A 15,035-nucleotide genomic window follows, 5' to 3' on the forward strand; every position below is an offset into this window, starting at 1 on the left:
AGGCGCTTGCCGTCCGGGGAGATTCCCTTTGGCGGCGCGAAGCCCTAAACTGGTGGAATGACCGAATCAAAATCCATGATCCTCGGCTGTGCCGGGAAATCGCTGACCCGCGAAGAAATCCGTTTCTATCGCAATGAATGCCCGTGGGGCTTCATCCTGTTTGCGCGCAATATCGGCGAAACGGAGCAGATCCGCGATCTGGTCGCCGAAATGCGCGACTGTATCGGGCGCCCCGATGCGCTGGTGTTCATCGATCAGGAAGGTGGCCGGGTGCAGCGCCTGCGGCCGCCGCTGGCGCCGAACTATCCCGCCGGCGGTGCGCTCGGCGCATTGTGGCGCAAGGACCATGATGCCGGCACCCGGGCTGCCTGGCTGATGGCACGGCTGCACGCCTTCGACCTGTTGCGCTACGGTATCTCTGCCGATTGCCTGCCGGTGCTGGACGTGCCGATCGAGGGCGCCAGCGACGTCATCGGCGCGCGCGCCTATGGCAAGGAACCGCGCCCGGTCATCGAACTTGGCCGCGCCGCCGCGGAAGGGCTGATGTCGGGCGGCGTGTTGCCGGTCATGAAGCATATTCCGGGCCATGGACGCGCCTTCGCCGACACGCATTTCGAGCTGCCTGTGGTCGACGCCTCGCTGAGCGACCTGCAGCGGCATGATTTCGCCCCTTTCCGCGAGCTTAGCCATCTGCCGATGGCGATGACGGCGCATGTCGTCTACAGCGCCATCGATCCGAACAACCCAGCGACCACCTCAGGCAAGGTCATCGACGAGATCATCCGCCGCGAGATCGGCTTCGACGGGCTGTTGATGAGCGACGACACCTCGATGAAGGCACTTTCTGGGGATTTCCCGACAAAGGCGGCCTCGATCCTTGCGGCGGGCTGCGATCTGGTCCTTCACTGCAATGGCGTTTTCGAGGAGATGGCAGGCATCGCATCGCGAACCACGGGACTTGAAGGGACGTCGCTGGAGCGCGCCAACCGGGCGCTGACCTATATAAGGGATCGCGACCGGGCCGACGAAACCGAGATACGCGCCGAGTTTGCCACCTATTTCGATGCGGTGGCCTAGAGACGGATGATTTCAGGTCTGTTCGACCTGAAATCTGAATCCGTCTCTAAATTAGATAGAGAGAGCATGATGTCGTCCGAAAACCGTTTCACACTTTTCGGCATCATGCTCTAACCAGAGGTAAAGGAACAAGTGGCGGAAACATTGGACAGCAAGGCTGCGAAGGCCGCACCGATGGACCGTCTGTGGGCCGAGAACGACGATTCACGGGTCACCGGCGACCCGTCGCTTGTCGTCGACGTCGCCGGGTTCGAAGGTCCGCTCGATCTCTTGCTGCATCTCGCCCGCAACCAAAAGGTCGATCTGTCGCGGATTTCCATCTTGGCGCTGGTCGAGCAGTATCTGACCTTCGTCGAGACGGCGAGGGCGCTAAGGCTTGAGCTTGCCGCCGACTACCTGGTGATGGCGGCGTGGCTGGCCTTCCTCAAGTCGAAGCTCCTCATCCCCAAGCAGCCCGGCGAAGAAGGCGAAAGCGGCGAGGAACTGGCCGCGGTGCTGCAGTTCCGGCTGAAGCGTCTGGAGGCCATGCGCGACGCCTCGGCAAGGCTGGTCAACCGCAACCGGCTCGGCCGCGACGTGTTTGCACGCGGCATGCCTGAGATGGTCATCGTCGAGAAGCGTAACGCCTATTCGGCCTCGCTCTACGATTTGCTCACCGCCTATGCGCAGCAGCGCCAGAAACAGGCGATCACCAATGTGACAATTGCCCGGCGTGGCGTGTGGTCGCTCAAGGATGCGCGCGATATCCTGACCCGGCTGATCGGCTCGCTGCGCGACTGGACGGCGCTGGACAGCTATCTGATCAATTACCTGACCAGCCCGGACGAACGGCGTACCGCGATTGCCAGCTCGTTTGCGGCGTCGCTGGAACTGGTGCGCGAAGGCAGCATCGAGATGCGACAGGACCAGGTGTTCGCGCCGCTCTATCTGCGCGGCCGCGCGCAACCAATCAAGGCAGTCGAGGTGGCATCATGAGCGAACGCGCCAACGCTTCGGTCATTCCGTTCAAGGTCGAAGAAGAGACCGAGGAGGGCATTATCGCCCAGGACCCGATTGATACCCTGCTTCTGAATCCTGGCGAACGGCTGCATATGGCCGAAGCCATACGCATGGCCGAGGCGATCGTGTTCGCCAGCGCCGAGCCGGTCAGCGAAAAGCAGCTCGCAGCCAGATTGCCCGATGGCATCAGCATTGCCGCTGCCATGGCTGAGCTGCAGCAGATCTATGCGCGGCGCGGCGTCAATCTGGTTCGGGTCGGCGATGCCTGGGCGTTCCGTACCGCCGGCGATCTCGCCTTCCTGATGAGCCGCGACACGGTGCAGCAGCGCAAGCTGTCGCGCGCCGCGCTCGAAGTGCTGGCGATCATCGCCTACCACCAGCCGGTGACGCGCGCCGAGATCGAGGACATCAGAGGCGTCGAGACCTCGAAGGGCACGCTGGATACGCTGCTCGAAACGGAATGGGTGCGCATGCGCGGCCGCCGCCGCACGCCCGGCCGTCCCGTCACCTACGGCACGACAGACACTTTCCTCGACCATTTCGCACTGGAGGAGATCCGCGATCTTCCCGGGATGGACGAACTGAAGGGGGCAGGGCTGCTCTCCGGCCGCATGCCGTCGAATTTCGCCATCCCGTTGCCGCCGGCCGATCCGGACGCGCTGACCGAGGACGAGGATGCGTTGACCGACATCGATCTCGAGGAACTCGGCCTGCTGACGCCGCGCGTCACGGAAGATTGACCGCAAGCCGCTGTCAAAAAGCTGCATTGCTGCGGTAGATGCGCCGATTGGTAGCGGGCAGCTTTGCCGAAAATGCGTGACATAAGCCGCGCCTTCATAAACTTTGTCGCTGTTGTGTTTGAATCCCAACGCGAAAACGCATAGATCATCGCCAGGGAAAACATTCGAGAGAGAGTTACAATGGGTTCATTTTCGATTTGGCACTGGATGATCGTGCTGGTGATCGTGCTGCTGGTGTTCGGCCGCGGCAAGATACCCGAGCTGATGGGCGACATGGCCAAGGGCATCAAGAGCTTCAAGAAGGGCATGGCCGACGACGATACCGCCGAAGACAAGCGCACCGTCGAGCACCGCCCGGACGAGACCGTTTCGGCAGTGAAGGAAAAGGCCAGCAAGAGCTGAGCCCGAGGTTGTTGCTTTTGAGCAAGTCGTGTCCAAAAGCCGCTTCGCACTCTTGGGCGACAAGCACTAGTCGGAACTGATTGCCATGTTTGAAGTCGGCTGGACCGAAATGCTGGTGATCGCGATCGTCATGATCGTGGTCGTCGGACCCAAGGATTTGCCCAATATGCTGCGCACCTTCGGCCGCACGACGGCGAAGCTGCGTGCCATGGCCTCCGACTTCCAGAAGCAGTTCAACGAGGCGTTGAAGGAAGCCGAGCTCGACGACGTCAAGAAGTCTGTCGATACGCTGCGCGGCCTCAATCCGGCGGCCGAAATCCGCAAGCAGCTCAATCCGTTCGAACAGGCGGCAGCCGAGGTTCGCTCCGGCGTCGATGCGGTGATGAAGCCGAAGCCCGCCGTCGACCCCTCAACGCCCGCGGCAGAAACACCACAGCCGGCCGAGCCGCTCAAGAACGGCGCAACGGTGATGCCGGGTGTCAACGGACCGGAAACAGCGCCGGCGGCGCCGATCCTTCCGGCGATGACCGATCAGGCGGTGGTGACACCGGCTGCAGCAACAGCAGCGCCACGAAACGCGCGCGCCAAGGGGGCTGCGATATCACGCGCCAAGGGGGCTGCGATATCAAAGGCCCCGGCAACCAAAACAGCGCCAGCCAAGGCAGCACCGGCAAAGCCGGCGCCTGCGGCGAAGGTTGCGGCCAAGCCGTCAGCGGCGCCCGCCAAGGCTGCACCTGGAAAAGCCGCCACCAAGCCCGCTGCTGCACCGAAGGCAGTCGCAAAGGCTGAGCCGAAGCCTGCGCCGGCCACGAAGCCCGCGTCCAAGAAGACGGCGGGGGCCGCCAAGTGAGCATTACGGACAGCGAAAAGGACGAGATCGAGAAGTCGTCGGCTCCGCTGATGGAGCATCTGATCGAACTGCGCCGGCGGCTGATCTGGTCGATCGGCGGTTTCTTCGTCGCCTTCCTCGTCTGCTTCTTCTTTGCCAAGAAGCTGTTCAATCTTTTGGTCGTTCCGTTCAAATGGGCCACGCAGTGGGCCGGGCTCGATCCGCACAAGGTCGAGCTGATCTATACGGCGCCGCAGGAATTCTTCTTCACCCAGGTCAAGCTCGCCATGTTCGGCGGCATGGTCATCGCCTTTCCGCTGATCGCCACGCAGATCTACAAATTCATCGCGCCAGGCCTCTACAAGAACGAACGCAACGCCTTCCTGCCGTTCCTTATCGCATCGCCGATCCTGTTCCTGATGGGAGCGTCGCTGGTCTATTTCTTCTTCACGCCGATGGTGATGTGGTTCTTCCTCGCCATGCAGCAGGCCGGCACCGACGACCAGGTGCAGATTTCGCTGCTGCCGAAAGTGTCGGAATATCTCAGCCTGATCATGACGCTGATCTTCTCCTTCGGCCTGGTGTTCCAGCTGCCGGTGGTGACCAGCCTGATGACGCGCGTCGGCATGCTGTCGTCGAAGGCGCTGGCCGAGAAGCGCAAATGGGCGATCGTCATCGCCTTCGTCGTCGCGGCGGTGCTGACGCCGCCTGATCCGATGAGCCAGATCGGTTTGGCCATCCCGACCATCCTGCTCTACGAGGTGTCGATCTGGGCGGCCCGGCTGATCGAGCGCGATCAGGTCAAGCAGAAGCTGGCGCGCGAGAAGCAGGAAGCCGCCGAAGCCGTGGCCGAAAAGGCGGCGGACGCGTCCTCAAAGCAGGCTCGTTCATAGGCTGTCGCGTTCGGGTATCCGCGTTAGCGGAAAAACGCGACAGCCGCCATCTTGCATCGATGAAGGATGCGGTTTACGCCCTCAGGCCTTAGCTCGAGGACGACCAACCATGCTTGACATCAAATGGATTCGCGACAACCCGAAGGCACTTGTCGAGGCGCTGGCCAAGCGCTCGTGGTCGGCTGACGAGGCGCAGTCCACGGTCGATGAGCTGATCAAGAAGGACGAAGCGCGGCGCGAGCACGTCACCGAGCTACAGACCAAGCAGGAACGCCGCAACGCCGCCTCGAAGGAGATCGGCAACGCCATGCGTTCGGGCGACACGGCACTTGCCGAAAAGCTCAAGGCCGAAGTCGGCGATATCAAGACCTTCATCCAGAATGGCGAGGCGCGCGAGCGCGAGCTCGACAAGACGCTGAACGATGCGCTGGCGGTGCTGCCGAATGTGCCGCTCGACGACGTGCCGGTCGGCAAGGACGAGCACGACAATGTCGTCAAGCATATCGTCGGCGAGGTGCCGACCCGGCCGAACTGGGTGAAGGAGCATTTCGAGATCGGCGAAGCGCTCGGCATGATGGATTTCGAGCGGGCGGCAAAGCTGTCGGGATCACGCTTCACCGTGCTGAAGAGCGGGCTGGCGCGGATGGAGCGCGCCATCGGCCAGTTCATGCTCGATCTGCACACGACCGAGCATGGCTATGAAGAAGTCATCCCGCCACTGATGGTGCGCGACGAAGTGCTTTTCGGGACCAACCAGCTGCCGAAATTCGAGGACGACCTGTTCTTCGTGCAGCATGGCGATGGCCGGCTCGGGTTGATTCCAACCGCCGAGGTCCCGCTCACCAACCTGGTGCGCGAAGAAATCACGGCCCATGAAAAGCTGCCGCTGCGCTATACGGCGCTGACGCCGTGCTTCCGCTCGGAAGCGGGCTCCGCCGGCCGCGACACGCGCGGTATGTTGCGCCAGCACCAGTTCTACAAGGTCGAGCTGGTCTCGGTCACCGACCAGGAGTCTTCGCTCGCCGAGCACGAGCGGATGACGCAGTGCGCCGAAGAGGTGCTGAAGCGACTGGAATTGCCGTTCCGCACCATGGTCCTGTGCACGGGCGACATGGGATTTGGCGCGCGCAAGACCTACGACATCGAGGTCTGGCTGCCGGGACAGAACGCCTATCGCGAGATCTCGTCCTGTTCAGTGTGCGGCGACTTCCAGGCCAGGCGCATGGATGCCCGCTACAAGGACAGGGACGGCAAGGGCAACCGCTTTGTGCACACGCTGAACGGTTCGGGCACCGCTGTCGGCCGTGCGCTGATTGCCGTCATCGAAAACTACCAGAATGAGGATGGCAGCGTAACCATTCCTGAAGTGCTGCGGCCTTATATGGGCGGTCTGGCGAAGATCGAATCGAAATAATGCGCATTCTTCTGACCAATGATGACGGCATCCATGCGGAGGGCCTCGCGTCGCTCGAACGCATCGCCCGCACGCTGTCGGACGATGTCTGGGTGGTGGCGCCGGAGCAGGACCAGTCCGGCTACGCGCATTCGCTGTCGATCTCGGAGCCGCTCCGGTTGCGCAAGATCGGCGAGAAACACTACGCCGTGCGCGGCACGCCGACCGACTGCGTCATCATGGGCGTCAAGAAGATCCTGCCAGGCGCGCCGGACCTGATCCTGTCGGGCGTCAATTCCGGCGCCAACATCGCCGACGACGTGACCTATTCCGGTACCGTCGCCGGCGCCATGGAAGGCGCGCTGCTCGGCATCCGCTCGATCGCACTCAGCCAGGGTTATTCCTATGTCGGCGAGGACCGCGTCGTTCCCTACGAGACCACCGAGGTGCTGGCGCCGGCGCTGCTGAAAAAGCTCGTCGCCATGCCGCTGCCCGACGGTGTGCTGCTCAACGTCAACTTTCCCAACTGTCTGCCTGACGAGGTCGCCGGCACCGTCGTGACGTCGCAAGGCAAGCTGGTGCACAGCCTGTGGGTCGACGAGCGCCGCGACGGGCGCGGCCTGCCTTATTACTGGCTGCGCTTCGGCCGCGAGCCGGTCGAGGGCAAGCAGGGCACCGATCTCCATGCTCTGCGCAACCGGCTCGTGTCTGTGACGCCGCTGCAGCTTGACCTCACCGCGCATGAAATCCGTGACCAACTGACCAAGGCGCTGTCTGAATAAGGTGTTCGCATGAAGAAGGTTCTGGCATGAACTTGCCGCTCGACGATCGCGAGGGTTTTGCCGCTTTCCTGCTGCGCCTGCGCGGCCAAGGCGCGGTGCCGAAGGCGCTGATCGCAGCCTTCGAGGCGACGCCGCGGCGCGGCTTCCTCAACGGCCAGTTCCATTCCATCGCCTGGTCGGACGGCATGCTGCCGATCGAATGCGGCGAGGCGATCGAGGGCGCCGATCTGCAGGCGGCGGTGATTGCGGCCCTGGCAATAGAGCCCGGCAACCGGGTGCTCGAGATCGGCACCGGCTCGGGCTACACGGCAGCGGTGATGTCGCGGCTCGCGGCTCGCATCGTCAGCGTCGACCGCTACAAGACGCTGGCCGAGCAGGCCAGGCAACGCTTCGAGGCGCTCGGCATCGGCAATGTCATCGTGCGCCAGGCCGATGGTTCCACCGGCCTTGCCAACGAAGCGCCGTTCGACCGCATCGTAGCCTGGGCGGCTTTCGACAGCCTGCCGCGCTTCCTGCTCGACCAATTGTCGAGCGGCGGCATCGTCATTGCCCCGATCGGGCCGGAGGAGGGCGAGCAGGTGCTGGCCAAGCTGACCAAGGTCGGCAGCCGCTTCGAGCGCGAGGATATCGGCACCGTGCGCCTGCAGCCGATCCTGCGCAGCGTTGCGGCGGTTATTTAGGTGCACTGATATTCAGGTGAGGCCGGCCTGCAAATGGCAGGTTCCTGCGCATCCGATGCTCACGTGTTTGAGTACGCTCCGCTCCGGCCTTCGCCGGCCGAAGCCGTCATAAATGCCTCCGCTCTATGAAGGCTACGGCGGCGTAGGCCGGTTCTCAGAACCTGTCATTTTCGACTCGGGCCGATCTGAATCAACGCAGCTTCGGCGCATTCGAAAATGTTTTAAGAAAATTTGCGTCTGATTCTATGGGGTTAACCCGCCAGTAACATTAACGCGCTTTAATCATGACCAGTGTGTACCGGGTCTGTGCGGGTTAGTGCGATGCAATTCAGTGTTATGAAGGCAAACGGGCGTACTCTGTCGCGGGGCTGCGCTGTCCTCATGCTAGCCGGAATGGCAGCGGGGTGTAGCTCCCAGGTCTCGCGGTTCAACGGTGTCGACGACGTCTTCACCTCCTCGACCAACAATCAGCGCGCCATCATCGACAAGCAGAGCACCGCGCAGCCCTATCCGGGCGATGTGGCGCCCGAGCCGATCGCTGCAGCACCTGTCGATGGCAGCCATAACCAGTCGGTCAGCCGCTCCAGCCTGGAGCCGGTCACCGTCCAGCAGCTGCCGCCGCCAAGCGCGCCCAAAGCCGCTCCGATGCGCACCGCTTCCGCGCCTGCACTTGCGCCGGCACCGCATGTCGACAGGACGACCACCGGCACCGTGCAGCCGGCAAGGCCGTTCAAGAATGCCGGTGACTCCGATCCGAAACCAGTTGCCGCCGGCACGCCGCACGCCACGGAGATCGTCGTCAGGGACGGCGAGACCATTTCCGGCATCGCCCATCGCTATCACGTGCCGGCCGACGTCATCATGAAGGTCAACGGCTTGAGCGCCACCAAGGGGCTGAAGACCGGCCAGAAGCTGGTCATCCCGGCCTATGCGTATTCGAGCAAGGGGACCGAGCCGAAAGTTGCCGACGGCAAGCCGGCGAACAGCCCCAAGACGCCGGCTCCGGAGAAGGTCGCCGTGCTGCCGCAGCAGCCGAAGCTCAAGGACGGCAAGTCCGCCGCGCAGGTCGACGCTTCGGCCGCGAACAAGCCGAAGACCGACAAGCCGGCGCAGCAGACGGCCGCAGCGGCGCCAAAGGCAGGTGCCGGCACCTACACGGTGCAGTCGGGCGATAGCCTGTCCTCCATCGCCAGGAAGACCGGGGTTGGCGTCGTGGCGCTGAAGCAGGCCAACGGCATGCAGGACGGTCTGCTCAAGATCGGCCAGACGCTGAAGGTTCCCGCCGGTGGCACCGCAACGGTTGCAAGCGCCAAGCCGGCCAAAGTTGATCCGGTGACGACGGCCGCAACCCAGCCTGCGGCAAAGCCGACGGAGACGCTCGCCACCTACACGCCGCCGAAGAAGGATGCCAAGGTCATCCAGCAGGCCGAGGACGACGATGCTGTCGCGCCTGATGCCACCGGCATCGGCAAGATGCGTTGGCCGGTGCGTGGCCGCGTCATCTCCAATTTTGGTGGCGGCAAGGACGGTGTCGACATCGCCGTGCCTGAGGGAACGCCGGTCAAGGCGGCCGAGAATGGCGTGGTCATCTATGCCGGCGACGGCCTCAAGGAATTCGGCAACACGGTGCTGGTGCGCCACGAAAACGGGCTGGTCACCGTCTATGGCCACGCCAGTTCTATCGAGGTGCAGCGCGGCCAGAAGGTCAAGCGCGGCCAGGAAATCGCGTTGTCGGGCATGAGCGGCACCACCGACTCGCCGAAACTGCACTTCGAAGTGCGCAAGAACTCGGCCCCGGTCGACCCCTCTGGCTATCTCGAATAGAACAATAAACGTTTTGCAGGCCGTCTGACCTCCAGTCCGGCCCGCCGGCTCAGCCCGCTCCGCAAGGGGCGGGCTTTTTCAGTGACCTGACGCAAATCAATCAGTCGTTCAGCGGCTTGCCGAGCCGGCCGGCCAGATCCTGGGTGAACTGCCAGGCGACGCGGCCCGAGCGGCTGCCGCGCGTCGTTGCCCATTCCAGCGCCTCGGCGCGCAGCTGCTCCGGGTCGATAGTGAGCCCGTGATGGCTGGCATAGCTGTTGACCATGTCGAGATATTCGTCCTGCGAACATTTGTGGAAGCCGAGCCACAGGCCGAAGCGGTCGGACAGCGAAACCTTTTCCTCGACCGCCTCGGACGGGTTGATGGCGGTCGAGCGCTCATTGTCGATCATGTCGCGCGGCAACAGGTGCCGGCGGTTCGACGTGGCGTAGAAGATGACATTGGCCGGGCGGCCCTCGACGCCGCCTTCAAGGGCTGCCTTCAGCGACTTGTAGGAGGTGTCGTCATGGTCGAAGGAGAGGTCGTCGCAAAACAGGATGAAGCGAAACGGCGCCGCCTTCAGCAGGCCCATCAGCCTGGGCAGCGTGTCGATATCCTCGCGATGGATCTCGATCAGCTTGAGCGGCAGGTCGGATTTGGCCTGGGCGTTGATCTGCGCATGCACGGCCTTGACCAGCGAGGATTTGCCCATGCCGCGCGCACCCCACAACAACACATTGTTGGCGGCATGGCCGGCGGCGAAGCGTTCCGTGTTTTCGACCAGAATGTCGCGCACGCGGTCGACGCCGCGGATCAGGCCGATGTCGACGCGGTTGACCTTGCGCACCGGCTCGAGATAGCCGGGGTCGGCCTGCCAGACGAAGCAATCGGCAACCGCAAGATCGGTTTGCGGCACCGGCGGCGGGGCGAGGCGGGTGACCGCCTCGATCAGGCGGTCGAGCTTTTGGTTCAGGGCCTCGATGGTGCTGTCGGTCATGTCTCGTCTTTTATGTTTCCGCACGAACGTGCGTAGGGGCCGAAATCGTCTTGATCCGGGCGAGATAGAAACTGGTTCCAAGCTTTTGTTTGGGCATGATCTTTTGCGAAAACCACGCCCGTATTCCGGGAGCATGCTCTAACACGGGTCAACCGGCCGGAAAAGCAGCTGAAAGCCCGGCCGCGCAGTTGCATTGGTAACTTTACCCACTATATTCCGGCCAAATTTGGCGAGGCCGCCCTACGGCCTTCTTCGTAACCAGGAGTTCTTGATGTTCGTCACACCGGCATACGCCCAAGCTACCGGAACTCCGCTTGGTCCGTTCGGGGATATCGGCATGATACTCCCGTTCGTTCTGATCTTCGTGATCATGTATTTCCTCATCATCCGGCCGCAGCGCGCCCAGTTGAAGAAGCGCCAGGAGATGATCTCGGCCGTGCGCCGTGGCGACACGGTCATCACCGGCGGCGGCTTCGTCGGCAAGGTGACCAAGGTGATCGACGACAATGAGCTTGAGATCGACCTTGGCGGCGGCACCAAGGTGACGGCGCTGCGCTCGACGATCGCCGATGTTCGGGTCAAGGGCGAGCCGGTGGCCAACCAGAACGCCAAGAAGTAAGCCAGTTTCCCAAGCGGAGCGATCCGCGGGCAGAGCTCTGACAAAAGACGGCGTATGGTCCATTTTTCGCGCCTGAAAATGATCCTGATCTGGCTTGCTATGGCCACAATGCTCGTCGACGCGCCCAGTCTTCACGCTGCCGGCGCGGACGTGCTGCTTCGATTGGACGCGACCGATGTGATCGATCGCCGGTTGGAGGCGACGCGTGACGAAATCAGGACGCTGCTGCGCGATGCAAGGATCGGCTATACTGGTCTTGCTAAGTCGGGTCGGGCCGTTCAGGTGCATATCACCGACGCCGCTCAGGTCGGCGCGGCCAAGATGGCATTGAAGGCGGTGACTGATCCTGTCCTTGGCAGCGCTGGTCCGGTTCAGGAAATGATCCTGGATGATACCGGAGCAGCGTTGCTCAAGTTCACGGTAACAGACACAGGCATCAAGTATCGGATGTCGATCGCGCTTGCGCAGTCGATCGTGGTCATTAAGAATCGCCTGCGTGATCTTGGTGTTGCCGACCCAGTAGTGCGGCCAGAGGGCGAAGACGGTATGCTGGTTCGGACCTCGGGCGTTGCGGATTTGCAAAGGCTGAGGAGAATTCTCACCCGAACCGGAATGCTGACCTTTCAGTGGGTTGATGAGTCGATGCCGGTCGCTGATGCGATCAATGGCCGGACGCCCGCTGGCTCGGTGGTGGTTTATTCGAAGGACGATCCACCGGTTCCCTATCTGGTTGAGAGCCGAACGATCGTTTCCAGTGACGACATTGTCAATGCTCAGGCGACTCCCAACTCCGTCACAAATGAGCCGGCGGTTTCGTTCACCTTCGATTCCAGGGCAACGGCACGCGTTGCGCAGGCGACCTCGCAGAATGTCGGCAAGCTATTTGCGATGATCCTCGACAACCAAGTGCTTTCGGTGCCAGTCGTCCGCGAGCCAATTCTTAACGGCCGCGGCCAGATATCGGGCAACCTTACAAAGGAGAACGCCGATGATCTGGCCTTGCTTTTGCGTTCCGGACCGATGCCTGCACAATTGAAAATAGTCGAGTAGCGCACGATAGCGCCCGGCGGTGATCAGAATTAGAATGGGAACCGACAGAGGCGATTGACGCCGAAACCGCTGCCGGCGGCAGCGCCAAATTGACCTCAGCGCGCTCGACAATCGGCGAAGTGCGGGTTAAGGGCGAGCCGGTGGCAAATAAGAACGCCAAGAAATAACCGAATTGTCGGCGGAACGATCCGCCAGTACGCCCTGACGGACAACGCCATATGCTGTATTTTTCGCGCCTGAAGATGATCCTGATCTGGATCGCCGTGGCCGTCACATTCATCCTTGCCGCGCCAAATCTCTTCCCGGCCAGCACATTGGCGCAATTGCCCAACTGGGTGCCGAAGCGGCAGATGACGCTTGGTCTCGATCTGCAGGGCGGTTCGCACATCCTCTTGCAGATGGACCAGAATGATCTCGTCAAGGCGCAGCTGGAAACGACGCGCGACGAGATCCGCACGCTGCTGCGCGATGCCAAGGTGGGCTATACCGGCCTTGGCGGCACCGGCAGGACCGTACAAGTGCGCATCACCGATCCAACCCAGATCGATGCCGCCAAGACGGCGCTGAAGCCGCTGACCGATCCAGTCGCCGCCGGCCTGTTCACCGGCGGCTCCATCCAGGAAATGTCGCTGGACGATTCCGAAGCCGGGCTGCTCAAATTCACCGTCACCGACGCCGGCATCAAATACCGCACCTCAGCCGCATTGGCGCAGTCGATCGAAGTCGTCGAGCGTCGCGTCAACGAACTCGGCACCACCGAGCCGATCGTGCAGCGGCAGGGCGACGACCGTGTGCTCGTCCAGGTGCCGGGCCTGCAGGATCCGCAAAGGCTGAAGGAGATCATCGGCCAGACCGCCAAGATGACCTTCCAGATGGTGGATACCTCGATGTCGGTGCAGGATGCGCTGAACGGCCGCCCGCCGGCAGGCTCCTCGGTGCTTTATTCGCAGGACGATCCGCCGGTTCCGTATCTGGTGGAAAATCGCGTCATCGTGTCCGGCGAGGATCTTGCCAAGGCCACCGCAACCTATGATTCCCGAAACAACGAGCCAGTGGTTTCGTTCGTCTTCAACTCGCGCGGTGCGACACGGTTCGGCCAGGCGACCCAGCAGAATGTCGGCAAGCCGTTCGCCATCATCCTCGACAATCAGGTGATTTCGGCGCCGGTGATCCGCGAACCGATCCTCGGCGGCAGCGGCCAGATTTCAGGCAATTTCACCGCCGAAAGCGCCAACGACCTCGCCGTGCTGCTGCGGGCCGGTGCGTTGCCGGCAAAGCTGACCGTGATCGAAGAACGCACGGTGGGCCCGGGCCTCGGCCAGGATTCGATCCATGCCGGCAAGGTCGCCGGCATCATCGGCTCCATTCTCGTCGTCGCCTTCATGTTCGTCGCGTACGGACTTCTCGGCTTCCTCGCCAACATTGCGCTCGCCGTGCACGTGGCGATGATCGTCGGGGTTTTGTCGCTGCTTGGCGCGACGCTGACCTTGCCCGGCATTGCCGGTATCGTGCTGACCATCGGCATGGCGGTCGATTCCAACGTGCTGATCTATGAGCGCATCCGCGAGGAGCGACGGGCCGGCCGTTCGGTCATCCAATCGATCGACACCGGCTTCACCAAGGCGTTGGCGACCATCGTGGATTCCAACGTGACGTCGCTGATTGCCACGGTCGTGCTGTTCTATCTCGGCACCGGACCGGTCAAGGGCTTCGCCATCACCTATGCCATCGGCATCCTGACCACGGTCTTCACCGCCTTCACCTTCACCCGTCTGCTGGTGTCGATCTGGCTGCGCCGTGCGCGTCCGAAGGAATTGCCGCGTGCGCCGGTGACCTTCGTTCCGCCGGGCACGAAAATCCCGTTCATGGGCATCCGCCGCTGGACCTTCGCACTGTCCAGCCTGCTGTCGATCGCGTCGGTTATCGGATTCCTGACCATCGACATCAACTACGGCATCGACTTCAAGGGCGGCTCGATCATCGAGGTGCAGTCCAAGCAAGGCGACGCCGATCTTGGCGATATCAGAAGCCGGCTGTCGGAGCTAAACATCGGTGAAGTGCAGGTCCAGCAATTCGGCGCGCCGAACGACGTGCTGATCCGCGTCGGCACCCAGGATGGCGGCGAGAACGCCGAGCAGACCGTCATCGACAAGGTGCGCGGCGAGCTCCAGGACAATTACGATTTTCGCCGCGTCGAGGTGGTGGGCCCGACGGTTTCGGGCGAGCTGGCCAAGCAAGGCACGATTGCGATGATCATCGCGCTGATCGGCATCCTGGTCTATGTCTGGTTCCGCTTCGAATGGCAGTTCGCGGTCGGCGCCATCGTGGCGACGGTGCACGATGTGGTGATGACGCTGGGCTTCTTCGTCATCACCGGGCTCGAGTTCAACCAGTCTTCGCTGGCGGCGATCCTGACCATTATCGGCTATTCGCTCAACGACACGATCGTCGTCTATGACCGTGTTCGAGAAGATTTGCGAAAATACAAACGAATGCCGCTCCCGCAATTGTTGAACAACGCCATCAACGAGACGCTGTCGAGAACGACGCTCACTTCGGTGACGACCATCCTGGCGCTGCTGGCGCTGGTGTTGTTCGGCGGCGAGGTGATCCGCTCGTTCACCATGGCGATGCTGTTCGGCGTCGTCTTCGGCACCTATTCGTCGATCTTCATCGCAGCGCCCTTGCTGATCCTGTTCAGGCTCAGGCCGCAGGGAGCGAGCGCCGATGAGGAGAAGCCGGTTGGTGGCGGCAAGGCCATGGCGACCTGA

The 15,035-nt window shown here is 62.4% G+C and carries 14 protein-coding genes; 13 read left to right on the plus strand and 1 reads right to left on the minus strand.

What is annotated here, in order from left to right; translation table 11 throughout:
* Positions 1–57: 57 nt before the first annotated feature.
* The 10 genes from nagZ (at position 58) to X757_RS156935 (ending at position 9,619) form a co-directional block, all read left to right on the plus strand.
* Positions 58–1,077 (plus strand): beta-N-acetylhexosaminidase, encoded by a 1,020-nt coding sequence (nagZ, locus tag X757_RS156980; RefSeq protein ID WP_023688217.1) that lies wholly within the window; start codon positions 58–60, stop codon positions 1,075–1,077.
* A gap of 174 nt (positions 1,078–1,251) precedes the next feature.
* The gene (locus tag X757_RS156975; protein WP_023667690.1) at positions 1,252–2,052 is read left to right on the plus strand and encodes a ScpA family protein; all 801 of its coding nucleotides are present in this window, start codon (positions 1,252–1,254) and stop codon (positions 2,050–2,052) included.
* Entirely contained in the window at positions 2,049–2,816 is a 768-nt protein-coding gene (gene scpB / locus X757_RS156970) for an SMC-Scp complex subunit ScpB (protein ID WP_023725682.1), read from the plus strand. Before X757_RS156975 ends, scpB begins: the two co-directional genes overlap by 4 nt.
* Positions 2,817–2,996: 180 nt before the next feature.
* Entirely contained in the window at positions 2,997–3,218 is a 222-nt protein-coding gene (locus X757_RS156965) for a twin-arginine translocase TatA/TatE family subunit (protein ID WP_023681650.1), read from the plus strand.
* A gap of 85 nt (positions 3,219–3,303) precedes the next feature.
* Positions 3,304–4,068: a Sec-independent protein translocase protein TatB gene (gene tatB / locus X757_RS156960; RefSeq protein ID WP_023725683.1), complete on the plus strand. Its 765-nt coding sequence runs from the start codon at positions 3,304–3,306 to the stop codon at positions 4,066–4,068.
* Positions 4,065–4,940: a twin-arginine translocase subunit TatC gene (gene tatC / locus X757_RS156955; RefSeq protein WP_023667686.1), complete on the plus strand. Its 876-nt coding sequence runs from the start codon at positions 4,065–4,067 to the stop codon at positions 4,938–4,940. The genes tatB and tatC overlap by 4 nt, the downstream gene beginning before the upstream one ends.
* 109 nt (positions 4,941–5,049) lie before the next feature.
* Positions 5,050–6,354: a serine--tRNA ligase gene (gene serS / locus X757_RS156950; RefSeq protein WP_023667685.1), complete on the plus strand. Its 1,305-nt coding sequence runs from the start codon at positions 5,050–5,052 to the stop codon at positions 6,352–6,354.
* Positions 6,354–7,115, plus strand: coding sequence for a 5'/3'-nucleotidase SurE (surE, locus tag X757_RS156945; RefSeq protein WP_023681648.1), 762 nt, complete (start codon positions 6,354–6,356; stop codon positions 7,113–7,115). Before serS ends, surE begins: the two co-directional genes overlap by 1 nt.
* Positions 7,116–7,141: 26 nt before the next feature.
* Positions 7,142–7,795, plus strand: coding sequence for a protein-L-isoaspartate(D-aspartate) O-methyltransferase (locus tag X757_RS156940; protein WP_023681647.1), 654 nt, complete (start codon positions 7,142–7,144; stop codon positions 7,793–7,795).
* A gap of 321 nt (positions 7,796–8,116) precedes the next feature.
* Positions 8,117–9,619: a peptidoglycan DD-metalloendopeptidase family protein gene (locus X757_RS156935; protein ID WP_023725684.1), complete on the plus strand. Its 1,503-nt coding sequence runs from the start codon at positions 8,117–8,119 to the stop codon at positions 9,617–9,619.
* Positions 9,620–9,719: 100 nt separating this feature from the next.
* On the opposite strand, the gene X757_RS156930 is transcribed toward X757_RS156935, so the two are convergent.
* Positions 9,720–10,595 carry an ATP-binding protein gene (locus tag X757_RS156930; protein ID WP_023688224.1) on the minus strand — a complete coding sequence of 292 codons (876 nt, stop codon included), beginning with the start codon at positions 10,593–10,595 and terminating at the stop codon, positions 9,720–9,722.
* A 271-nt stretch (positions 10,596–10,866) separates the two neighbouring features.
* Here X757_RS156930 and yajC point away from each other — a divergent pair, with 271 nt between their 5' ends.
* The 3 genes from yajC (at position 10,867) to secDF (ending at position 15,035) form a co-directional block, all read left to right on the plus strand.
* Positions 10,867–11,214: a preprotein translocase subunit YajC gene (gene yajC, locus X757_RS156925; RefSeq protein ID WP_023667680.1), complete on the plus strand. Its 348-nt coding sequence runs from the start codon at positions 10,867–10,869 to the stop codon at positions 11,212–11,214.
* Positions 11,215–11,268: 54 nt separating this feature from the next.
* A complete protein-coding gene (locus X757_RS156920; RefSeq protein WP_023725685.1) occupies positions 11,269–12,264 on the plus strand; it encodes a hypothetical protein in 996 nt (331 codons plus the stop codon).
* A 218-nt stretch (positions 12,265–12,482) separates the two neighbouring features.
* A complete protein-coding gene (gene secDF, locus X757_RS156915) occupies positions 12,483–15,035 on the plus strand; it encodes a protein translocase subunit SecDF (protein ID WP_023725686.1) in 2,553 nt (850 codons plus the stop codon).

Origin of the sequence: Mesorhizobium sp. LSHC412B00 (assembly GCF_000503035.1) — a bacterium.
Lineage (GTDB): Bacteria > Pseudomonadota > Alphaproteobacteria > Rhizobiales > Rhizobiaceae > Mesorhizobium.